The 22,618-nt window shown below is 44.8% G+C and carries 24 protein-coding genes; 16 read left to right on the top strand and 8 right to left on the bottom strand.

What is annotated here, in order from left to right; all coding sequences use genetic code 11:
* From INR79_RS25015 to INR79_RS25000, 4 genes are all read left to right on the top strand, one after another.
* Positions 1-1,032, top strand: coding sequence for a methionine synthase (locus INR79_RS25015; protein WP_223097464.1), 1,032 nt, complete (start codon positions 1-3; stop codon positions 1,030-1,032).
* Between the two features lie 411 nt (positions 1,033-1,443).
* Entirely contained in the window at positions 1,444-1,956 is a 513-nt protein-coding gene (locus tag INR79_RS25010; RefSeq protein ID WP_223097463.1) for a hypothetical protein, read from the top strand.
* Positions 1,957-2,124: 168 nt separating this feature from the next.
* Positions 2,125-2,469 (top strand): VOC family protein, encoded by a 345-nt coding sequence (locus tag INR79_RS25005; RefSeq protein ID WP_223097462.1) that lies wholly within the window; start codon positions 2,125-2,127, stop codon positions 2,467-2,469.
* A gap of 108 nt (positions 2,470-2,577) precedes the next feature.
* On the top strand, positions 2,578-3,012 hold the full coding sequence (locus INR79_RS25000) for a GNAT family N-acetyltransferase (RefSeq protein WP_223097461.1): 435 nt from the start codon (positions 2,578-2,580) through the stop codon (positions 3,010-3,012).
* A gap of 52 nt (positions 3,013-3,064) precedes the next feature.
* Here the strand turns inward: INR79_RS25000 and INR79_RS24995 are convergent, their stop codons facing one another.
* The gene (locus tag INR79_RS24995; protein ID WP_022612601.1) at positions 3,065-3,979 is read right to left on the bottom strand and encodes a LysR family transcriptional regulator; all 915 of its coding nucleotides are present in this window, start codon (positions 3,977-3,979) and stop codon (positions 3,065-3,067) included.
* A 189-nt stretch (positions 3,980-4,168) separates the two neighbouring features.
* Here INR79_RS24995 and INR79_RS24990 point away from each other — a divergent pair, with 189 nt between their 5' ends.
* Positions 4,169-4,696, top strand: coding sequence for an NADPH-dependent FMN reductase (locus INR79_RS24990; RefSeq protein WP_223097460.1), 528 nt, complete (start codon positions 4,169-4,171; stop codon positions 4,694-4,696).
* Positions 4,697-4,751: 55 nt separating this feature from the next.
* On the top strand, positions 4,752-6,149 hold the full coding sequence (locus INR79_RS24985; protein WP_223097459.1) for an MATE family efflux transporter: 1,398 nt from the start codon (positions 4,752-4,754) through the stop codon (positions 6,147-6,149).
* A 3-nt stretch (positions 6,150-6,152) separates the two neighbouring features.
* Here the strand turns inward: INR79_RS24985 and INR79_RS24980 are convergent, their stop codons facing one another.
* On the bottom strand, positions 6,153-7,061 hold the full coding sequence (locus tag INR79_RS24980) for a LysR family transcriptional regulator (RefSeq protein ID WP_223097458.1): 909 nt from the start codon (positions 7,059-7,061) through the stop codon (positions 6,153-6,155).
* A gap of 140 nt (positions 7,062-7,201) precedes the next feature.
* On the opposite strand from INR79_RS24980, the gene INR79_RS24975 reads away from it, so the two are divergent.
* From INR79_RS24975 to INR79_RS24940, 8 genes are all read left to right on the top strand, one after another.
* Entirely contained in the window at positions 7,202-8,398 is a 1,197-nt protein-coding gene (locus INR79_RS24975; protein ID WP_223097457.1) for a glycine C-acetyltransferase, read from the top strand.
* A complete protein-coding gene (tdh, locus tag INR79_RS24970; protein ID WP_223097456.1) occupies positions 8,398-9,429 on the top strand; it encodes an L-threonine 3-dehydrogenase in 1,032 nt (343 codons plus the stop codon). Before INR79_RS24975 ends, tdh begins: the two co-directional genes overlap by 1 nt.
* Positions 9,430-9,566: 137 nt before the next feature.
* Positions 9,567-9,902, top strand: a complete 336-nt coding sequence (locus INR79_RS24965) for a zinc ribbon domain-containing protein YjdM (RefSeq protein WP_004409092.1) — start codon at positions 9,567-9,569, stop codon at positions 9,900-9,902.
* Positions 9,903-9,976: 74 nt separating this feature from the next.
* Positions 9,977-10,444 carry a GNAT family N-acetyltransferase gene (locus tag INR79_RS24960; protein ID WP_223097455.1) on the top strand — a complete coding sequence of 156 codons (468 nt, stop codon included), beginning with the start codon at positions 9,977-9,979 and terminating at the stop codon, positions 10,442-10,444.
* A gap of 164 nt (positions 10,445-10,608) precedes the next feature.
* The gene (locus tag INR79_RS24955) at positions 10,609-11,325 is read left to right on the top strand and encodes a sulfite exporter TauE/SafE family protein (protein ID WP_223097453.1); all 717 of its coding nucleotides are present in this window, start codon (positions 10,609-10,611) and stop codon (positions 11,323-11,325) included.
* A gap of 104 nt (positions 11,326-11,429) precedes the next feature.
* Positions 11,430-11,798: a DUF6559 family protein gene (locus INR79_RS24950; RefSeq protein ID WP_022593699.1), complete on the top strand. Its 369-nt coding sequence runs from the start codon at positions 11,430-11,432 to the stop codon at positions 11,796-11,798.
* Between the two features lie 172 nt (positions 11,799-11,970).
* On the top strand, positions 11,971-12,708 hold the full coding sequence (locus tag INR79_RS24945; protein WP_223097451.1) for an SDR family NAD(P)-dependent oxidoreductase: 738 nt from the start codon (positions 11,971-11,973) through the stop codon (positions 12,706-12,708).
* Between the two features lie 21 nt (positions 12,709-12,729).
* Positions 12,730-13,125 carry a GFA family protein gene (locus tag INR79_RS24940; RefSeq protein WP_223097449.1) on the top strand — a complete coding sequence of 132 codons (396 nt, stop codon included), beginning with the start codon at positions 12,730-12,732 and terminating at the stop codon, positions 13,123-13,125.
* Positions 13,126-13,139: 14 nt separating this feature from the next.
* On the opposite strand, the gene INR79_RS24935 is transcribed toward INR79_RS24940, so the two are convergent.
* The 3 genes from INR79_RS24935 to INR79_RS24925 are packed head-to-tail and all read right to left on the bottom strand — an operon-like array spanning position 13,140 to position 17,390.
* A complete protein-coding gene (locus INR79_RS24935) occupies positions 13,140-14,225 on the bottom strand; it encodes a lipocalin-like domain-containing protein (RefSeq protein WP_223097447.1) in 1,086 nt (361 codons plus the stop codon).
* Positions 14,225-16,729 (bottom strand): ABC transporter permease, encoded by a 2,505-nt coding sequence (locus INR79_RS24930; protein ID WP_223097445.1) that lies wholly within the window; start codon positions 16,727-16,729, stop codon positions 14,225-14,227. The genes INR79_RS24935 and INR79_RS24930 overlap by 1 nt, the downstream gene beginning before the upstream one ends.
* Positions 16,716-17,390 carry an ABC transporter ATP-binding protein gene (locus tag INR79_RS24925; protein ID WP_223097443.1) on the bottom strand — a complete coding sequence of 225 codons (675 nt, stop codon included), beginning with the start codon at positions 17,388-17,390 and terminating at the stop codon, positions 16,716-16,718. The genes INR79_RS24930 and INR79_RS24925 overlap by 14 nt, the downstream gene beginning before the upstream one ends.
* 245 nt (positions 17,391-17,635) lie before the next feature.
* Between INR79_RS24925 and INR79_RS24920 the strand changes: the two genes are divergently transcribed.
* The gene (locus tag INR79_RS24920) at positions 17,636-18,199 is read left to right on the top strand and encodes an NnrU family protein (RefSeq protein WP_022612584.1); all 564 of its coding nucleotides are present in this window, start codon (positions 17,636-17,638) and stop codon (positions 18,197-18,199) included.
* Positions 18,200-18,477: 278 nt separating this feature from the next.
* Positions 18,478-19,428, top strand: coding sequence for a TerC/Alx family metal homeostasis membrane protein (locus INR79_RS24915; protein ID WP_223097441.1), 951 nt, complete (start codon positions 18,478-18,480; stop codon positions 19,426-19,428).
* Here INR79_RS24915 and INR79_RS24910 read toward each other — a convergent pair.
* From INR79_RS24910 to yccS, 3 genes are all read right to left on the bottom strand, one after another.
* Positions 19,425-19,871, bottom strand: a complete 447-nt coding sequence (locus tag INR79_RS24910) for a hypothetical protein (protein ID WP_223097439.1) — start codon at positions 19,869-19,871, stop codon at positions 19,425-19,427. The two genes, INR79_RS24915 and INR79_RS24910, sit on opposite strands and share 4 nt — an antisense overlap.
* Positions 19,872-19,940: 69 nt before the next feature.
* A complete protein-coding gene (locus INR79_RS24905) occupies positions 19,941-20,108 on the bottom strand; it encodes a hypothetical protein (RefSeq protein WP_022561520.1) in 168 nt (55 codons plus the stop codon).
* A gap of 222 nt (positions 20,109-20,330) precedes the next feature.
* Positions 20,331-22,487: a YccS family putative transporter gene (gene yccS, locus INR79_RS24900; protein WP_223097437.1), complete on the bottom strand. Its 2,157-nt coding sequence runs from the start codon at positions 22,485-22,487 to the stop codon at positions 20,331-20,333.
* Between the last annotated feature and the right edge of the window lie 131 nt (positions 22,488-22,618).

The raw sequence follows: 22,618 nt of genomic DNA, 5'->3' as shown, positions 1-22,618 counted from the left end.
ATGAAGAAAATTCTATTACCTACTTCAACGGCTGGCAGCTTACCTAAGCCTTCTTGGCTGGCACAACCTGAGAAACTATGGTCTCCCTGGAAGCTAGAAGATCAGGAACTGATTGATGGAAAGCAGGACGCGTTACGCGTATCTCTGCAAGAACAAGTACAAACAGGCATAGACATTGTCAGTGATGGCGAGCAAACGCGTCAGCACTTCGTGACTACATTTATTGAGCATCTCGACGGAGTTGACTTCGAGAAGCGCGAGACGGTGAAAATCCGTGACCGCTATGATGCGAGTGTACCAACCGTTGTTGGCGCTGTTAGCCGTCAAAAACCAGTCTTTGTTGAAGATGCAAAGTTTCTGCGTGAGCAAACTGATAAACCGATCAAATGGGCTTTGCCAGGTCCTATGACGATGATCGACACGCTTTACGATGCTCATTACAAGAGTCGCGAAAAGCTGGCCTGGGAATTTGCCAAAATTCTAAATCAGGAGGCCAAAGAACTTGAGGCGGCTGGTGTAGATATTATTCAGTTTGACGAACCTGCATTTAACGTATTCTTTGATGAAGTTAATGATTGGGGTATCGCAACTCTGGAAAGAGCAATCGAAGGGCTTAAATGTGAAACCGCTGTCCATATTTGTTACGGCTATGGCATCAAAGCCAACACAGATTGGAAGAAAACGCTCGGTTCTGAGTGGCGTCAATATGAAGAAGTGTTTCCTAAGCTGCAAACATCCGACATCGATATCATTTCGTTAGAGTGTCAAAACTCTCGAGTGCCTATGGATCTTATTGAACTCATTCGCGGTAAGAAGGTGATGGTTGGGGCGATTGATGTAGCCACTAACGCCATTGAAACACCGGAAGAAGTTGCGGACACACTTCGAAAAGCCTTGCAGTTTGTCGATGCTGACAAGCTTTATCCTTCAACCAACTGCGGTATGGCTCCTCTATCCCGTGAGGTTGCGAGAGGCAAACTCAATGCTCTAAGCGCAGGTGCAGAAATTCTTCGTAAAGAACTGACCTCCTAAGGTATTAAACATAAAAAGGGCTGTTTTTTAGCAGCCCTTTTCTATTTAAATTCATTAGAAACAAAAATATCACTCACCCATTTTAAATATAAATTTGTTAATAAGATTTACTCCCTCCTTTTATCTAATCATCTTATCTTTTCTTGAAATTCTACCCTTCTGAAACTATTGCAAACTTTTTGCGCCAAATTAGCTCTTGGATCCAAATTCACTAAAATAGCCTTGAGTAAAAAGTCCTATTTAGTAGTCTGCCTTTTTGGTAAAAAGCTCAACGAAATCATTGCACAACATAGGTAAGGAAAGCTGAACTAATATCTGGTTCAATTACAATTTTCGAAATCTTTGTTTGCTTTATCTAATGATGTTTTTATCTAAAATAAATATTTCTATAAATTCACAAGGATGAAACTAATGAGAAAGTTATCTGTAATTACATTGGCGGTTGCTTCATTTGGTGCTTTTAATGCCTATGCGGGCTCAATATCCACTGCAGAAGTAGAAGCCGCACAAAAAGGTTGGGGTGAGGGAATCGTTAAAATAGGAAAAGCAAGTGATCCAAGAGAAGCTGCGATAAAGCATCTTGAAGAATTCTATGCTTTTGGTGAAGGACAGGTTCTGTTTAAACCTACTTTGGCGTCTGTAGACCAGTTCCGTGGAACACAGAAAGAAGCTTTGTCCTATTTTATCGGTCAGGATCTTGCAGAAGATAAAGGCTTCGCTTTGGCACCTTATATTAAGGTTCGTTGGGAAAACGAAGGAATTATTACTGATGGTGATTCTGCAATGGCAATGGGCAATTACTTCTTCACCAAAACAAATGGTGAAGAAGTAAAAGTTGAGTACTCATTTGGCTATATCAAAGATGAAGAAGGCAACGTTAAGATAAATCTACACCACTCTTCTCTGCCATTTAGCCCTAAGTAATCTATCCCTCTTTCAAAAAGCACTGGTATACAACAAAATGTACCAGTGCTTTTTTACTTTAAATTCAAATGAATAAATTATTGTTCCGAAAGTGGACTTGACTGTGATTATTCATCGGCAAAGACTGTTAGCTTAGTTGTGAAACTATCGAAAATAACGAGGAAAATTATGAAAGTTCATTATCTAGAGATAGTCACTCCTGATGTTGATTCGGTGTGTAAAGCGTATGAAGCCGCTCAAAAGATCAATTTTGGAGGAGCAGATGAACTACTCGGTGGCGCGAGAACAGGTGTTTTGTCTGATGGCTGTATTGTCGGAGTTAGGGCGCCACTGCGGGAAACAGAAACACCGGTGACTCGCCCGTACTGGCTGGTAGAAGATATTGCGCAGGCAGTTATCGATGTTAAGGAGCAAGGCGCGGAAATTGCGGTTCCGCCATTAGAGATTCCTGGTAAAGGGACGTTTGCAATATACATTCTGGGCTCGATAGAGCAAGGTCTGTGGCAACTTTAAGAGACCTTTTGGTTACCTGTTATTACTGGGCAGAGTCATTCGATATAGACGTAGTTAAGCCCATAAAATATACGATAGATTGATCATTCACCTGCGGCGGGAGCCGAGATGCAGTACTCATTAAGAAAAGCAAACGATGGAGATGTTGGGTTTCTGCTCGACCTACGTGAGATCACCATGGGCAAATACTTGCGAGAAGCTGGAATGCCCGTGACTCGTGAAGCCTACATTAACCGCATACGTTATGACTTCGAGCACGCAAGGATCATACTGGTAAATGGGGTTTCTGCAGGTTTGATCAAAGCGAAATTCAAAAAGGAAGAGAACGAGTGGCACTTGGTTCAAATTCAAATCCATCCGAACTTTCAGAATCAGAGTATTGCAAGTTGCCTGATTACAAACCTTATTGATAAGGTCAAGTCCACTAATGCTGTGGTTGGGCTTAGTGTATTAAAGACTAACCCTGCAAAAGATTTGTATGCGAGATTAGGTTTTGTCGAGGTAGGTGAAACCGATTTTGAGTACCTGATGCAGTACGAATGAATTTCAAAATACACTAAAGCTTTTTGGTGAGTGATGTCCGGTTCTCTGAAAGCTAATGCGCCTCTGACTCCAACTCCTGTTTAACAAATTCAATGAAGCTAGAGACCTTTGCCGACATGTGTTTTCGGCTGGGGTAGATTAAGTACATATTGATCTGAACCTTCGGGTAATCCGCGAACAGTTCTACCAGTTCCCCCGTTTCAAACTCGTCACTAAGGTTAAACTTCGGCATCCGTGTTATTCCCAGCCCTTCTTTGCACATTTCCAATTCAAGCTGAGGACTGTTTGTCAGAAGTTTACTCTTTACTTTCACCGACTTCTTAGTGCCGTCCTTTTCCCAATATGTCCACAAAGAAGGGTTCTTTATCAGGCGATAGCAGATCGCCATATGATCCTTGAGTTCAGAAGGATGTTTGGGCGTACCGTAGGATTTTAAATAATCAGGAGAGGCAAAAGTGGCGCTATCACTGGTCAGGATTTTTTGACTAATCAAAGTTGAATCTTCCAGTTGACTAGAAGTCCCTCGAATCGACACATCAATACCCTCGGCAATCATATCGACTTTATGATCACTTAGGTCTACGTCTAGGTTTACCTCGGGGTACTGTGCTGAATACTTTGCCAAAATAGGACGAATGCGCGACAAGCCAAAAGTGATTGGGCAACTGATTTTCAACGTTCCTCTGGGCTCAGCGTTTTTTCCGCTCAATGTTTCTTCGAGTTCTTCAACATCCTGTATCAATTGCTGGCAGCGTTCGAAATACATTTCTCCTTCTGGTGTCAGGCTTAACGTGCGAGTTGTCCGATGCAATAAACGCACTTTTAGCCTTTCTTCCAGTTTATTGATTTCTTTGCTGATGTAAGAAGTGGAATGCCCGGTGCTTTCTGCAGCTTTAGTAAAGCTTCCTCTAGAAACCACCTCGGAAAAAATAACCATTCCATCAAGAAGTTGTGTATCTGATGCCATTGCCTATGCTCGAAGAATTATTAAGTGTTATATGGAAATAATGATTTTTCAAATGAAGTATTAATCATTAAATAGAATTAATCTATAGTTTATCTAAATCAAAACGAAACAGAATCTAAGAAGTCGGCGGAGTTAACAATACGTAAAGTATTCTCCTTTAAGGCTTCAAGTGAATAGGAAGGAAATATTATGAAAATTGTCGCTTTTGCAGCTACCAGCAGCCGTGATTCTATCAACAAGCAGCTAGTCACTTATGCATCAGGTTTGGTTTCAGGTGCCGATGTTGAAATTCTAGACATCAATGATTATGAACTGCCGTTGTTCAGCACGGACAGAGAAAAAGAGCTGGGTCAGCCTGATCTTGCCAAAGCATTCTTTAACAAATTGGGTGAAGCCGATGCCATCGTAATTTCCTTTGCTGAGCACAACGGATCTTACACTGCGGCATACAAAAACCTGTTTGACTGGACATCTCGCATCGATATGAAGTTGTTCCAAAACAAACCTATGGTGCTTCTGGCGACGTCTCCTGGTCCAGGCGGTGCACGCAATGTGTTAGCAACCGCAGTGAGTGGAGCTCCTCATTTTGCAGGAAATGTGGTTGGGCAGTTCTCGCTTCCAAGTTTTTATGACACCTTCGATATGGAGAAGGGTGAGGTAAAAGATGAATCGGCTAATGCAGAGCTGGTAGAGCTGATGGGCAAACTGTCCGCTTAGAGTTGGTCAAAAACGTAAGAAGGAACTTGCGTTTCAAATACACAGGGAGGTTCGTATGGAATCACCAATCTTATCCAAACCTGTCAGACCTGCGCTGGTTGCAATGGCGGCGCCTGCCGCTTTTGGCATGTTAATGACATTCATGTTTCAACTTGTGGATACCTACTTTGTTGGTCAGTTGGGCACACAACCTCTCGCCGCCATGAGTTTTGCGTATCCTGTCTATTTTCTGGTTATCAGCCTGTTTATGGGAACGGCAGCGGGCGTTTCTGCTGTCGTAGGAAAAGCACTGGGTGAGAAAAATAGCGATAAAGCGAGATCCATCGCTTCGATATCTATCCTCTTTTTTCTGATTACAGCTATAGGGTTAGGGGCTTTAGGTTTGTTGAGTGCAGATCAGGTATTCACATTACTTGGTACGCCACCAGATACCTTGCCACTGGTTAAGGAATATATGATCCCTCTGTTTATAGGGATGTGGGCATTGGTTGGGACGCTAGTAGCGAATGCCGCTTTAATGGCAAAGGGTGTGATGGTTTCGTCCACCATCATTATGGCGATTGGTGGCGTAACGAACCTCGTTTTTGACTACCTGCTCATTTTTGGAGTAGGACCGTTTCCAGAAATGTATTTGGAGGGGGCGGCACTTGCCACGGTGATTTCGTGGTTAGTGATTCTTGTTTTAATGGTAAGCCTGGCCTTCAAAGAGTCCCTTTTCAGTTTCCGCGTTTTGTTTACCCTTATTCAATCCTTAAAAGAGCTAAAACCAGTTTTTCGAATCGGTATCCCCGCGATTGCTGCACAGGTGCTTACACCGTTTGCGGTGGCGATCATCACTCGTGCTTTATCTGCCCACGGAGAGGCTGCTGTTGCGGCTTATGGTATTGTCACGCGTATAGAGTCTTTGGTTCTTACCGGGATACTGGCGCTCAGTGTAGTGATGACACCTTTTGTTGCGCAAAACTACGGTGCAAAAAAGCAGGGCAGGCTGGATAAAGTGATCGCAATATCAGGAAGAATGACCGTTTATTGGGGATTACTATTCTTTGCTATTGTGGCACTGGCTTCGGCGCCAATCCTCTCCATATTCAGCGATCAACCAGAAGTATTGGCGTTTGGGTCTAGCTACTTCTACTTTGTCGGGCTGACGTTTCCAGCGTACGGTCTGGCACTGATTACTACGTCATTCTTTAATGGTGTAGAACAGCCACTGTCTTCACTCAGAATTACCTTGGTACGTTCGATTATTCTGACGATTCCTTTGGCGTGGATTGGATCTTATTTCGGTGTTTCTTACGTATGGGCAGGAATTGCCACCGCCAACCTCATCGCCGCCTGGTATGCGGGAAGAATGCTTAATTTGTGGCTAAAGACTCAAGATTCAGCTCTGATAGGGCACAACCCACTTTCTGATTACAAACGAGATTTTCAGGTGTTGCTCGGAAAGCGATAGCTATTACTCGGCAAGCTTTTCTACGATGTAATCGATAAACACACGGAGCCTTGCGGGCATGTACTTAGTCTGCGCGTATTGCATGGCAACGGCTCCGTGGTAGTTACTTTTTAGCGTCCAGTCTGAAAGCACCTCTACCACACTGCCATCACGTAAGGCTTCTTTTACAACAAAGTCATGGAAGATCCCTATCCCCAAACCACTTTTCACCCCCGCCAGTCGCATTTGCGAATGGTTGACGGCATACCGACCAGACACAGCCACCGTAAAAAACTCATCGTCTTTTAGAAAATCCCAAATGTGATCGTTCGGGGTTTCGGCTAAATACAGGCAATCGTGTTTTTCAAGCTGAGTTGGATGATTGGGTGTCCCTTTCTCGGTCAGGTAGGCAGGGCTCGCACACAAGACGAGGTTGGTTTTTCGAATCTCTTTCAGAACCTGATTTTCATGAGGTTTGTCCGTTAGTCGAAATGCGATATCAATGTTTTGATTCAAATCGATGTCGCCATCTACGGCGCGAAGTTTAAGCTGGATGTCGGGGTAATGTTCCAGAAACGGTAGGATATGGGGTTGTAAAACCGAATTCAAATACGCTTCCGGTGCTGCAACTGTAATGCTCCCTGCAAGTTCGGTGTGGTCTGCTTCTGATATGGCGATAGCTTGCTGAGCCGCATTTACCATGGCAACGCTTTGCTCGTACACCTTCTTTCCTGACTCGGTAATAGCCAGAGAGCGCGTCGTTCTTTCAAAAAGCTTCACCGAAAGCGCATATTCCAAGCGAGTGATCAACTTACTGAGTGCTGAAGGCGTCACATTCAATTTTTTCGCCGCCGCGGTAAAACTGCCTTCATCTACAACTAAAATAAAAGCAGCGAGATCGGGGAGCAGGGCAATGAGCTTTTGGTTAAGCATTAAGCAAATGTTCCTTTATTTGTGCCTGTGATTCACGAATGGTTTTCCATTGTGAGGGATAATAGTCGTTAATGAGTTCATTTAAAATAAAAAGAATCCGCAGCAAAGCGGAACAACAATAACGAAGAAGGAATGAGAACATGTCTTCTGCATTTTACCAGCACATACAAACCCAAATCGAAGAAGTAAAAAACGAAGGGTTGTACAAGTCTGAACGCATCATCACTTCTGCTCAAAAAGCAGCAGTATCCATCTCTACAGGCGAAGAAGTATTAAACTTCTGCGCGAATAACTACCTTGGCTTAGCTAACCATCCTGACCTGATTGAATCAGCAAAAGAAGGAATGGATCAGCATGGTTTCGGTATGGCGTCGGTTCGCTTTATTTGTGGTACCCAAGATTCCCACAAAGTACTGGAGCAGAAGCTTTCCACGTTTCTGGGCAAAGAAGATACGATTCTTTACACCTCTTGTTTCGATGCAAACGCCGGTTTATTTGAAACCATTCTTGGCAAAGAAGATGCGATCATTTCCGACGCATTAAACCACGCCTCCATCATCGACGGCGTTCGTTTATGTAAAGCCATGCGCTTCCGTTATGCCAACAACAATATGGAAGAACTTGAGCAACAACTGATCGCCGCGAAAGAAGCGGGCGCTCGTCATACACTTATTGTGACAGACGGTGTGTTCTCAATGGATGGCGTTGTTGCAAACCTACCTGCAATCTGTGATCTGGCTGAAAAGTACGATGCGCTAGTGATGGTAGACGATTCTCACGCAGTAGGATTCATGGGAGAAAACGGTGCCGGTACGCATGAATATCACAACGTGATCGACCGTATCGATATCATCACGGGTACGCTTGGCAAAGCCATGGGTGGTGCATCTGGTGGCTATACGTCCGGTAAGAAAGAAGTGATCGACTGGCTGCGTCAGCGTTCTCGCCCTTACTTGTTCTCGAACTCCGTTGCACCTGCCATTGTGTCGGCATCTATCCGTGTTCTTGACCTATTAGCCGAAAGTGGCGATCTACGTACTCGCCTTTGGGAAAATGCAGAACACTTCCGTGCACGTATGACAGAATCTGGATTTACCTTAGCCGGAGCTGATCACGCGATTATCCCAATTATGCTCGGTGACGCAAAAGTGGCGGCAGAGTTCGCTGAACGTGCGCTTGCCAAAGGCATCTATGTTGTTGGCTTCTCATTCCCTGTGGTTCCAAAAGGGCAAGCTCGAATCCGTACTCAAATGTCGGCAGCACACTCTAAAGAGCAGCTAGACAAAGCTATTGATGCGTTTATCGAAGTAGGTCGCGATATGGGGATCATCAAATAATGAAAATTAAAGCACTAGCGAAGCTAAAGCCAGAAGAAGGCATTTGGATGACCGAGGTAGAGAAGCCTGAGATCGGTCACAATGACATTCTAATCAAAATCAAGAAATCCTCGATTTGTGGTACAGACGTACACATCTACAACTGGGATGAGTGGTCGCAAAAAACGATTCCCGTTCCTATGGTTGTGGGGCACGAATACGTAGGTGAGGTTGTTGAGATCGGTCAGGAAGTACGTGGCTTCGAGATCGGCGACCGCGTATCTGGTGAAGGTCATATTACCTGTGGTCACTGCCGTAACTGTCGTGGTGGACGTACCCATTTGTGCCGTAACACAGAAGGTGTGGGCGTAAACCGTACGGGTAGTTTTGCTGAATACCTTGTTCTGCCTGCGTTTAATGCGTTTAAGATTCCTGACGAAATTTCTGATGATCTTGCTTCAATCTTCGACCCGTTTGGTAACGCAGTTCATACCGCTTTGTCTTTCGACTTGGTAGGTGAAGATGTATTGATCACAGGTGCTGGTCCTATTGGCATTATGGCGGCAGCGGTTGCAAAACACGTTGGTGCGCGTCACGTTGTGATTACAGACATCAACGAATACCGTTTGGATCTGGCTCGTAAAATGGGCGTGACTCGTGCAGTTAATGTTGCGGAAGAAAAGCTGGAAGACGTGATGGCTGAGCTCGGCATGACTGAAGGCTTCGACGTTGGTCTTGAAATGTCTGGCGTTCAAGTCGCATTCAGTACCATGCTAGAAACCATGAACCACGGCGGTCGAATTGCTCTTCTGGGTATTCCACCATCCAACATGGCAATCGACTGGAACCAGGTTATCTTCAAAGGTTTGGTGATCAAAGGCATTTACGGACGTGAAATGTTTGAAACCTGGTACAAGATGGCGAGCCTGATTCAATCTGGCTTAGACCTCACACCAATCATTACCCATCACTACAATATTGATGACTTCCAGAAAGGCTTCGATATCATGCGTAGCGGGATGTCTGGTAAGGTCATTCTTGATTGGGAATAACCGATTAGATTCGTAAAAAATGGCAGCCTCGGCTGCCATTTTTTATGCCTGCGATTTTATATTCGCAATAGTACTCGCAACCTTCCGCCATGTTTAATACCATACAATCAAAGTTAATTTTAGGAAGTAATACCCCCATGTCTTTTCCTCCTTGCCCTAGCTGCACATCCGAATATGTATATCAAGATCAAAGTAACTTGGTTTGCCCTGAGTGCTTCCATGAATGGAATCCTGACGAGCTTCTCGCTGAAGAATCCATCACCGTAAAAGACGCAAACGGAGCCTTGCTGCAAGAAGGCGATAAAGTCACGATGATCAAAGATCTGAAAGTCAAAGGCAGTTCTCAGGTACTTAAGATTGGTACCAAAGCGCTAGTTCGCCGAATTGTCGATGGTAAGGACCATCAACTGGACTGCAAAGTCGACGGTGCTGGTGAGATGATGATTACGGCTCACTTTGTAAAGAAAGCATAGTGAACTGGTAGGTCTGCTAGCTTTTGTAAGCTTAAAAGCAATCTCAAAATAAAAAATTTTCAAAGGAAGGAAACTTGAAAGTAAGAAAAGCGATATTTGAAGATGCCCCCATTCTTCTGAGTCTAATAAACAAAAAAGCCGATTTTGACCGCTCTATGAGAGGGTTTGAAGGAGAAATCACCACCTCAGTTGAAAGAATTCAAAAAACATTTTTTAACTCAGAGCCTTTTGCTCATGCAATCATATTGGAAGTGAGTGATGAACCGATCGGTTTCGCGATTTTCCATTATCGATACTCTTCTTTTAGTGGTTTGCCTTCAGTCTGGCTTGATGATCTATTGGTTTTGAATACAGAGCGTTCAAAAGGTCATGGCAGAAAAATTATGACTTTCTTAAAGGAACTAGCCCAAGAGAAAGGGGTATCCCACATTTCATGGACAGCAAGCCCCATCAACAATAGAGCACACCAGTTTTATCTCAACTTGGGAGCCAAAATTGAACGGATGGATGGCGACCGACCGTTTTTCCGTTGGGACATTTAGTCAGCATTTACTAAGACAGAGACTTGTTGCTAATGTATTGAAATGTCAGTGAGGGCACACGGATACCAGCCGATGATTTTCTGATGCCTTTGGATAGGTTATAAGAGAACGGAGCACTTTTCCTCATATCTAATGATTTGAGGGATATAGGTACAGGAGTCACAGTGGAAACTACTTACATACTGGGTATCGCTTCGTTTTTCACCTCGGCAGTTGCAGGTGTCTTCGGTTTTGGTGGTGGGCTATTACTGATTTCCATACTTCCCGCATTTTTGGCTCCTCATCTTATAATTCCTGTTCACGGCGTAACTCAATTAGCTAGCAATGTTTCCCGAATGTATTTTTCCTGGAGCAGTGTGCGCTGGGATTTTCTTCCCAAATTCATTGCTGGCACTTTACTGGGCGTGATTGTTTTTGGCTTCCTGATCGTTAGCATGCCAACGGAATACATTCCTTTGGCAATTGGAATTTATATCCTGTTGAATATTTGGAGTAAGCGATTTTCAACCTTTATTGGTCAATACGAAAGTTACTACGTTATTGGCTTTTTGCAGTCAGGTCTAGGATTGGTTGTTGGAGCAAATGGACCGCTAGCATTGAGCGTACTTACCAAAGATCTAGAAGATAAAAACCAGATTATTGCGACGAGCGCACTGTTTATGACCATCAGTCATCTGAGCAAGATATTGGTGTTTGGGATCATTGGTTTTTCGCTGACTGGAAACTTAGCATTATTGACCGTTATGATCATCAGCTCCGTTTTTGGGTCGTTTATTGGTACCCAGTTAAGACGAACGGCAAACAATGAGAAATGGATTTACGCGATTAAAGCATTACTTACGATTATGGCGATAAAGATGATCGCAACCGCACTAATGTAAGCATCTCGTGGTGGATTCGAAACTTACTCTCGCTTACTTGTTTCTGCTACCGAATCAGACTGAAGCTAAGTTAAAATCACCCTGTTTTTGATTGAGGGTTAGCTATGATTCGATACTTACAAAGAAGACGTACTAAGAAGGTGATAAAACGTCTTTCACCGTTACTGATGAAAGGATATGGAAGTCGCGACTACTACACCGTTGGTCAGGTTGAAGCAAACAGTATCGAGTTATGTAAACGCCAGAAACAAATAGCATTAGCATTGTTTTGTGAGTACACGTCGCTCAAGTTCGACTCGGACAAAGCAAAACATGCTGTCGTTGCAATCAGGCAAGACATTGCGAATGACTACTTTGAAGGTCGGGACTATAACGCGAGAGATATTCTGAACTTGTTGGGTGGTTCTGGGTGGAAAGGCGGAAACATGGATGACAACCTATCCCACCATTTTGGAATGCACGCACGATACTAAATCATCGTATATTCTCGCTTTTTAAATCTCCCTGAAGGTGGCTCATGCCACCTTTTTCTATTCCTTAGAGCCAGAAAAACAGATCGAACAGTCACAACCCAGTGGTGCAAGTTGACGATACGTTTCTTCTTGATATGCTGATGGTTGTTTATGGAAAGTTGAGGCGCTACCTATGAAAACTGCATTGATAACAGGAGGTTCTAAAGGCATTGGGCTTGAAATGGTTAACCGATGGGTGAACAAAGGCTACAAGGTAGTAACCTGTTCCAGAAGCAGTTCAAGTTGGGATAGTGCCGTTTCGACACATCCGGAATTGAAGGGTGTTGATTACCAAAGCTTAGACATCACTGACGAACGCGGTTTAGCGCATTGGTATCAATACATCGCCCAAACCTACAGAAAAATAGACATCGCGGTGAACAATGCATCTCCTGCAATTGCATCTCTTGGAGAGTTCAGCTCGGTAGAAATAGAAGATCTTAAGTCTACGCTAAACAACGATTTCTGGGCGCAAGCACTGAATATTCGGTATCAGATTAAAATGATGTCTGCTGGCTCTACCATGGTTAATGTAAGCTCAATAAATGGACTAAGACCTACTCCAAATGCCACTATGTACTGCGCGGCGAAACACGCGATTGAGGGGCTAACACAGTCTCTGGCGTTAGAAAACATCGAAAAAGGTATTCGAATCAATGCTGTTGCTCCAGGTGTTACCTGGACACCGAGATGGGAAGAGCGAGCCAAGAAAGATGAACAACTTCGTGACAATGTTTCGTCTCAAGTGCCCATTCAACGATTTGCCAGAATATCTGAAATCGCAGACGCCATAGATTTCCTGCTATCTGATAAATCGAGCTATATCGTTGGTCATACGTTGGTGGTCGATGGAGGAATCTCGTTAAAATAACTCAAAGGAAGGAATCATGAGATGATTAAGCAAGTAGGCAATACCAAAATTCTTCCCAAACACAAGGCAACCTGCCACTGCGGAGCAGTCGTACTGGAGCTTACACTACCATATGGCATTGATAACCCAAGGCGGTGCGACTGTTCTATCTGCCGCCGTAAAGGGGCGATTGTGGCATCAGTGGACTTGGATGGAATAAAGATCCTCAAAGGTGAGGACGTACTCAAGCTTTATCAATTCAACACTCAAACCGCTAAGCACTACTTTTGCTCAAATTGCGGAATTTATACCCATCATCAAAGGCGCTCTAATCCTCACGAATACGGATTCAACGTTGGGTGCTTAGAAGGCGTCAACCCATTTTATCTTGGTGAGGTGGTAACCAATGATGGCGTGAACCACCCAGCGGATCGCTGACTCGTTTAGAAGTCTTAATATCCTGTCAATTCCATATAACCCGAGCCAGAGTGCGACCCGCTAAACTGAACAGGACCTTCCCAATAAGGGATGGTAAGCGGCATTTTGGCACTTGGGTTAAGGGCTGAAACCGTCAGGTTAATCTTGTGATCTGGAATTTGAATTTGCCATTCTGTCGGATAAGATCTTCCATCAATCACTGTTTGCGAAGTCGCGCGTAAGGTTATTTGCTCTTGGTCGATTGTTTTACCGCTGCCGTCTTTGTTCATCATCTTGGCGTGGGCATAGCTGGTATTGCCTGATTCAGAATCTCTCAACTGAAAAACAACCAGACTGGTATCTTCACTTAATCTAAGCGCAAACCAGTCCCAGCCTTGTTGAGAACCCAATAGAAACTGAGAGCTCCACTCACGGTCTATCCAACCTTTGCCTGCTACTTTCCTGATTTCGCCATCAATAACCACTTCACCGTCAACTTGGATAAAAGGCTGGCTGTAATAATAGGAAGCGACTTCGCCATTCTTGTCTTTCTGGCTGTACCCATTTTTACCTTGCTTTTGGTAAGGCGAATTGCTGGTTAAGGTTAACGAATATTCGAACCGATCGGATTTAACGTTAAGCGAGGCAGGGAAAAGATCACGGGTAGAAGACTTCCATTGCCAGTCGTCAAGGAATACACGAAGCGGAGTGGCTTCAACTCCAGAAAGCTGAGAATGTCCACGAGACCATTTTTCATCAGCAAGGTGAGAATCTGATGTGGTAACAGCGCTGTGCGCCATATATATCTGGTTGCTGGACCAGCTGCTTTTTTCAGCCTGTTCTAAAGGGGAAACAGCAATGCGAAATTGTGTCCATTGAATGCCGAGTGGGTTCCCTAAGTTGTCTTCTAAATTTGCGGTGAAGTACCACCATTCGAGACGAAAATCTGGGTGTGCACGGTGATCATCAGGCAGTTTTATCTCAACACCTTCAGTCACCTCAGCGAACTGATGGTTTTGTTCCCCCAGCCATGATCCCATTCCTTGCTGGGGTTTATCTTCACACCCCATTAGAAAAAGTAAAACAACACTGATTGAGGCTGCTTTTAACCAAGTTCTCATCAAAGCACCTCGCTTTGTAAGCTGGAGATAAGAGGGCGGCTCACTAAGCGCCACAAAGGTAATGCCGTTGCGATAAGCGCCGAGGAAAGGGTAACAATTACAAGGACCAAGGTGTCACTCCAGCTCCATAAGTATTGAAGACTCCAGCCAAACGCGCGAAGTGTGATGATGTCGGTAAGCACGTAACCCACAATAGCACCCAAAGGCAATGCGACCATAAGAGTGAACGCCACTAACGCCGCTATCTGACCCAGAACTAATCCCATTAGTTTTGCTCGGCTAACTCCAATTGCGTGGAGCCGAGCAATGGCGGCTTTGCGAGCTTCAAGCAACATAAAACATGCACTGAATAGCCCGATAACCGCGACCAGCAGCGTGACGCCATTTAGGGCACTGGTTATAGAGAAGGTACGTGAGAATATCTCTAGCGCGATGGATTTGATTTCTGCCTGATCATAGAGCTGGCTTGAATGAAGTTCCAGCCTTTGGATTAGTGCTTTCTGAACCTGCTCGATATTGCCAGATACTTTCACTCCAAGGCTGGTGGGGGTAGGTGAAAACCCAAGTTGATTCCATAGATCTGGAGAAATCAAAACTTCACCATTTGGTGAACCATAGTCATGGAAAATTGCACCCACTTTAAACGCCTTGTTGGACAAAGCATCGACAACAAAATCACTTTCTAACTCCAGGTTAAGCTTAACGGCGGTGGGTTCGCTGATGGCAACGACGTTGCCTGAATAAAAGTTATCCCAAAAATCAGGTGTATGAGATTTAAAAACCATGGTTTGCTCAAGCGTGGATGGATCTTTAGTGCCTAGCAAAGTGGGTAAGCCCAGAATTTTTTCGTTGACATAATATTGTTTATAAACTTTATCGACGCCCTCAAACTGATATAGCACCTGTTCAACTTTAGCCATTTTGCTCTGAGATGGGCTGACATAGATATCGGCATGCAGTCTTTGCTCTAACCATTGTTTTAATGTGAACTCGAAGCTGCCGACTAAGGTATTCATCCCTATGTTTGCGGTGACCGCCAAAAGTAACGCCATCATAGCGAGTGAAAGCGGGGCAATCAGTTCTTTCAGTTCCGCAAAGAGATAGAGCACGAGACCAGACGTGGTTTTCCTGACAGCCCAACGCGAAAGAGTACTCATCGCTTTAGGTAGGAACAGTGGAATGGAGACGATCAACACACCCAGCCAGACCATGGTGAAGCGAAAATAATCGCTAGCCCATAGCCCAATCAGTGCGGAAGCAAACAAAACGACTGCAATGAAGAACAGTCGGTTTTCATTCGAGTTTTCTGGTGTTTGATATAAACCACTGTGAGAAGAAAGGGGTTGATTCACCTGTTGTTTAAAATGCTGCCAGCACGCCGCTAACGTCGCTACAAGCGTTAAACCTAAAGCTTGTAACCACCAATGCCAGAACCAGGTTCCGGGAAGCAGAGTCGCGCCGTAAAGTTGCTCTAACGTCAGAGCGACCATAGGGTGAAGCCAGTGGCTCAATTGAATGCCCATGACGAAACCGAGAGACGATCCTAAGGTAACCAGGAAGATCAGTTCGATAAGTAGACTTGCAAAAACGGTTTTCTGGGTGATACCCGCTTGCTGTATCTGAACCAGCAAGCGATTTCGCTTGAGTAAACTGTATTTCACTCCGTTGTAGGCAATAAATAAACCTACCAGAAACGCTAACATACTCATGGCAGTGAGGTTCAGGTGAAAGCTATCGGTAAGTGAGCCGAGGTCGGTGCTTTGTGTGTTAGTGACCCATTGCGCTTTTTGGTCAAGGAACCTTTCCCAATTTGATGCTTCGGTTCCCTGCTTATCAAAAACGGCGATATAACTGAGCTTGCCTTCTTTTTTCATCAGTTGCTGCGCGAACCCTATATCCATCAGCATTCTGCTACCCAGTTGCCACTGGTCGGGAACCGCAATGACGTCCGTTTCTACTCCTTCCAGAATGAGTTGATTGATTTCGCCCATGCTTTCGTGATGCGACTGGCTGACAAGGACCAATGGCTCACCGGTAAGAAGCCTTGCTAAAGGCAATTGTGAATCAAACAGAGAGATGGATGAATTTTCAGTTGCTGCGTTTTCCTGACGCGGAACTTGCTTATTAAACTGAGAAGTTATAGCAGAGATTAAATCACTGCCTTGTATTGACCAACGACGTCCATGATTGTCTCGCACACGTCCTTCAATGACAGGTAAGGCTTGGTTTAATCCTGCCTGACGCACTGAAAAATAGACAGACTCGGGCAGGTAGTGTTGACCGGAAAGAGGGAGGATGAGGCTTTGTGCCTGTCCGCTAAGCTGCTCTGTTGATTCGGCATAACTGCGTTTGGCATTGAGATTAATGGCTTGCACCGCGACAAATAAAGTTACCGCTAGAACAATGCCAATCAATATTGCGACGGCTTGAAGTGGCGCCTGCCGGTAATGTGCGACGAAAATGGCGAGTGTGGAGCGAATATGCCTGTTCTCATTTAGACTCATGCAAACACCCGCCGACAAGGTGGTAACGGTGCTGCATGAATTCGGCACACGTCTCGCTGTGGGTGACTAAAACAATGGCAGTATTCGCTTGCTGGGCGATGTCTTTTAGCAAGCCCATTACCTCCAGTTCTACGCCTTGATCTAAGTTACCAGTTGGCTCGTCTGCTAAAAGAAGTTGAGGCTGATGGGCAAGAGCCCGGGCAATGGCAACTCGTTGTTGCTGACCACCTGAAAGTGCAGACACATGACGATTGAGGAGCTCGCTGATCGACAGCTTGTCCACCAGATAATCACACCAGTCGTTCCACTGTTTACTGTTTAGTTGAAGTGGAAACGCGATGTTCTGCTGAACGTTAAGGGGAGTCAGTAGATTAAACTGTTGAAACACCACCCCGAGTTTTTGATAGCGGAAATGGCTCCACTGAGCTTCCTTCCATTCAGAGGTGTTGTCGCCATCAATCCATAGCTCTCCGGCAGAAAGCGGTTCAAACCCCGCCATGATATTAAGAAGTGTGCTTTTTCCACTTCCGCTGCTTCCGGTTAATGCAACACTTGAAGCTGAGGAAAGCGCATAGTTAACGTCATTCAATACATGGTGTGCTTCTTTACCATCCACAAAATGTTTGGACGCATTTTTAAGTTCAACAAGTGGTTGTCCCAATCCGTGGCTCCCTGCAATTGAAGGCATTGATATCAATACGAAGTTTGTCTGCCAATGGTGTCAGATATTGATTTGAATTTATACCCAGACAAAAAAAGAGAAGAGCGATAGATCACCTTATTTGTATCAAACCCGAGCCAGCAAACAGGATTTCTAGCTGGGTGACCAGCTATGAGACGAAATCCACATCATTAGTGGGTGATTTGACCAATAATCGAATCAAAATACAAAAAAGGAAGTAAGCAATGTTACTGATGATATTAGGATTACTGATGTGGAGTGCGATTCATTTTGTTCCCACTCTCGCGCCGCAGTTAAAGAGAAATATGATTAACCAGGTCGGAGAAAACGGCTACAAAGGAATATTCTCTCTCTTAGTTGTCGCTGGTTTATTGATGATCATATTTGGTTGGCGAAGCACCATTCCAAACTATCTTTATGTGTTAGGTCCTGAATTTAGAGGGCTGACCATGTTGCTCATGCTGGTGGGCTTTATTCTGTTTGGCGCTGCGCAGGGTAAAACCAGAATTAAGCGTTATATACGTCACCCTCAATTGATGAGTGTGATTGTCTGGGCGGTGGCACATTTGATCAGTAACGGTGAACAACGGTCGGTACTGTTATTCGGTGGTTTAGCCTTGTGGGCGATTATCGAAATTATTGTGATCAACAGAAGAGATGGGGAGTGGGTGAAGCCAGATATTCCTCCCGTTTCTCAGGAACTGAAAACGCATGTTATCAGCCTGGTTTTATACTTTATTACCGCATTTTTCCTGCATGTTTATTTGTCTGGTATACCACTTCGATAACGCATAAAAATCGTATTGACGTACTCTCAATACAGGCATACTATCCGCCTGTATTGGGGAGTAGTCTACTAAGAACTCTTAGTTTGTATGTCGTCATCCCGTTAAGCGTTCGCTTTTCCGGCATACAAAGGTATAAGCCCTTAACCAGCTTTCACTCTGACGAGACCAACGCATTCAAGGAGCAGTGTTCTAGCCTGTAACGGTTTGAACATTCGCAGGTTTGCGGGGGTAGTCGTATCTGTCTCTTCCGCATGTTTGTTTGTGGAATGAGGTGTGTTATGAGTCCTATCACTTATTTTGCATTTGGTGCACTGACTTTACTGTTGGTGTGTGTCGATATCTGGCAAACCCGAGGCGGTCAGGTCACGGTAAAAAAAGCCGCGATCTGGAGTGTAATCTGGGTTTTGGTCGCAATGGCATTTGGTGTTTCTATTCTGTTTTTCTGGGAATGGTATGCGCCTGAAAGTCACTACAGTTCAGGGAAAGCGGCAACGGCGTTCTTCACCGGTTATCTGCTTGAAAAATCACTGAGCGTCGACAACCTGTTTGTTTTCGCGATCATTTTTCATCAGTATCTGGTTCCGGCAGAATTGAGACCCAGAGCTCTGTTGTGGGGGGTTATTGGAGCTTTGGTGCTAAGAGCAGCCATGATTGCAGTGGGTGCTCAGCTACTAGAGCAATTCCATTGGATATTGTACGTTTTTGCCGCCTTCCTTATCTGGACGGGTTATAAACTGACTCAGCCTGAAGAGGAAGAAGCATTAAGCCCGCTTCCTGAGCGAGTAATTCGAAAGGTAGCAAGAGTCTCAAACGAATTTCATGGTAACGCGTTGGTTCGTCGCGACAAACTAGGCTTAGTGTTGACGCCAATGGCGATTGTGATTGCAGTTATCGCGATGATGGACGTAATGTTCGCGCTGGATTCGATTCCGGCGATTTTTGCGGTAACTCGCGAACCATTTTTGGTACTGGCGGCAAATGTGTTTGCGTTGTTGGGGCTGCGATCTCTGTACTTCGTATTGCAGGGTATGATGGACAACTTTGTTTATCTTAAGCCTGCACTGGCGTTCATCATGATATTTATCGGCCTCAAAATGTTGCTAGTAGAAACAGCATGGGCAATTCCTACGTACGTTTCGTTGGGAGTACTGGTGTCGGTTATGGGAACGGCAATTGTGGCGTCGGTGATGAAAAACAGAGAAGGGGGTCAGGAGGAATCGATTAGCTAGACAGAAATGTCGAGCATTGTGCCTATCATGTCGTTGGAGCGGGTTACCACACTTGCTCCAACACTGTTATAGCTTTTTGCCTGATTCAGTTTGGTTGCAGCTTCTACGTAATCGGATTCTTGGCGATCTTGCCTTTCATTGGCAATTTCTTCGCGTTTGATATCGCGCTCTTCATCTGCGGTCGGGAGCTTATTGAAAGACTCTTCGTAAACTTCAGCTTGTTCTTCTTTCGCTAGTTCAGTTTCACGGGCCTCTTCAGCACGCTCAGAGGCTTGGACTTCTTCATTAGGTTGGGATTCGCGAATGCGTTCTTCTGCTGCCACTTCTTCGAGGCGCGCTCTTTCTAGACGAGCTTCTTCGTTCAGCTCCTCTGTCGCCTGCTTAGCCATGGTTCTCGATTGTTGGAGAATGACATGACCTGAATGTATGGATGAGACTGGCATGGGTAGGTACCTCGAGATCTACTTAAAGGTTAAACTTTAGCCAGTAAAAGTTCAACTTTCGTTTAGAGATTAATCTCTAAAAAGGCGGAGAATGGTATCTAATTCCTCTTCGGTTAACTCAACTTGTTGATTGTTCTTGTCTAGCTTCCCTTCAATCTCTATCTGTAAGTCTTTAAGTTGCGCAGGCGTCAACTCAAGAACCTTGCTCCTTAACTGTTCGTACTGATGCTGTGGCATTTTTCTATTCCCGATTTTGATAGTTTTCAATGTCTCATTTGCACCGATATTGAAACTTTGTGCGCCAAATATTAACGCAACCTACATTAAGAGCATCGAAATCTTGATTTGTTCAATTTTTGTCAGGAATTGCTCGAATAATATGGGTAATGTGATCTTTACCCAGAAATCAAAAGGGAGCTATTGAAGAAAGCCGAGCAAATTCGTTGCTCGGCTAGGGAGTTACTGGACTCTTACAGCGAACTTTGAGGCTAACGAATGGAGCTCAGGCAGCATTCGATAGACAAGATGAAGTTGTTGAAGAACTAGTCGTGCGGAGCTTTCGTCTTCTTCACGCCATTCACTCAGACGCTTTTCTATGTCTGTTTCTGCAATGGTGGAAAGATCGCAGTCTTCGCACTGATCATTCAACTGCTGGTGCAGTATTTCCAAATGTTTGTGTATGGCTCGGTGAGAATCCAACACCAACTGGTGAATGGTTTCGTCTTCTAACCGTGTTCTGTGCGCACCTAATGCAGAAACATAGCTAAGCATGGCATGATTCAGAGTTAGAAAACGGAAACTCTCATCAACGGCGGCTTGGTATTTCCCCGGTTCTATCAGCATATTACTGATAGATGAACTCAGGTTTGCATCTTTGTTGTGTGCGTCTCGGCGGGCAATGCGATAGGCGAGGGTGTCTTTCTTTCCTACGCGATACTGCCCGATGATTTGTGCCAGATAGCTTTGATTTGCGAGAACCGATTCCGCCATAACTTTGTGTAATCGCTTTGAATGCCAGTCCGGAAGAATAAAGGCGACGGCAACGACGGCTAATGCGCAACCTATCAGAGTATCTGCTAGCCTTGGCAGAACGACAGCAAACCCTTCGCCCAACTGGTTAAAGCAGAACAGAACCAACAGGGTAATAAAAGCAGTCGCGAATCCGTAATTGTTGATGCGAAAAGCGAAAAACAGAATGCCCGAAAGCACAATAAACACCAACTGGCTTTCCTGCGAAGGGAAGAAGGTTAACAGGAACACCCCTACCAACAACCCGGCTATGGTGCCAATAACTCTTGCAGTCAGTTTTTGCCTGGTCGCACTGTAGTTGGGTTGGCAGACAAATAAAGTGGTTAGAAGTATCCAGTACCCCTTATCAATACTGAATGCCTGAATTAACCCATATCCTGCGGTAAGGGCTATCGACATTCGTACTGCGTGGCGAAACAGAATCGAATTTGGTGTCAGGTTGCTCTTAATTCTCAACCACATCGCTTTCGGTGTGTGCGCCGTGGTGTCATCCAGCACATCATCGTTCTCGTTCTGTTTTACATCAGGGTTACTGACATTACTTAACTGCTTCTCAACGGTTGAGAGGTTTCTAAACAGGTAAGAAAGCTGACTGAGTGACAGTGACCAGTCGCGACGTTTCTGGTCCTGAAGATACTGCATTGAGTCGTTGAGTTCGTTCAGCGCTTGCGTGTTTTGAGGGTCATGCTGATATTGAGTACCCAGGTTCAGTGACTTTGCGATATGGCGACACGCTTTCGCCTGTGTTTGCAATAGATGTTTAAAGCGGAAAAGCACGTCGCTGTGGTTAAATTGCTCAGCAAGATCCTGATAACGATAGTGAGTTGAACTAACGCGCTCGTGAATATCCTGTGCGAGAAAATAGATGTTCAGGAAACGGTCACTCGGTCCGTCAATGTGCCCTCGTTTTGAACGGGAAAGCAAGGTCGCTTTGCACTGATTAAGTGCCGTTACGGTTGCAGCGTTCAGGCTGGCTTCTTTGATTCGGTGTGGCTGAGGCGTCAGGTTGGTCACCGGGTGAAACAACTCGCTTTTGGAGTCCAGATAATTAGCTAATTGTTCAAATACGTTGGCTAAGCTCTGCTGAACGGGCTGCATTGGCCAGAAGATCTGCCAGATCATCGAAATGAAGTAATACCAAGCTGCTCCGGCAAGTAACATCACAGGCTGGAACCAGATGTTTGGGCTTTCATGCGCACCAAGCATGGTGTAAATCGCGATCAGCAAAGAGCCAAAAGCAATGCTGGCGTATCTGGGACCAATGGCACCAAGCATGATAAAGGCAAAGGTAGAAACAAACAGACCAATAGCGAACAGCACCGGTTGGTCAAAAAGGAATTCTATAGAAAAGGCAGCGATGGCAAAACATATAAACGTGAGAATAAGAGCACGCATTCTCCCCCAGAAACTGTCGTCTGTTTCCGCAAGGGCGGCGGCAATAATGCCTAGAATAAGAGGGATAATGGCAGTGTTTTGCTCGTAAAACCAACAGGGAATCACAATCCCTAAAAGTGCAATCGCAATGCGAACGCTGTAATTGATGGTTTTGTTTGCCCAATAGTGGCGAAAAATCGTTGTTAATGGCACGGGGTAAGTTTTTCTTCTTATAAAGGAATCCGTAAGTTACATGATTCGACCTTAGCAGGGATATGACCCAGCACCAAGAAAAAGCACGGTTGTTGAAGAAATACTCAATAGCGCAACGATTTAAGTTGACT

Source organism: Vibrio sp. SCSIO 43132 (genome assembly GCF_019904195.1).
Lineage (GTDB): Bacteria > Pseudomonadota > Gammaproteobacteria > Enterobacterales > Vibrionaceae > Vibrio > Vibrio nigripulchritudo.
The sequence above is the reverse complement of the archived record's forward strand: the minus strand, read 5'-3'. Positions and strand labels throughout refer to the sequence as shown.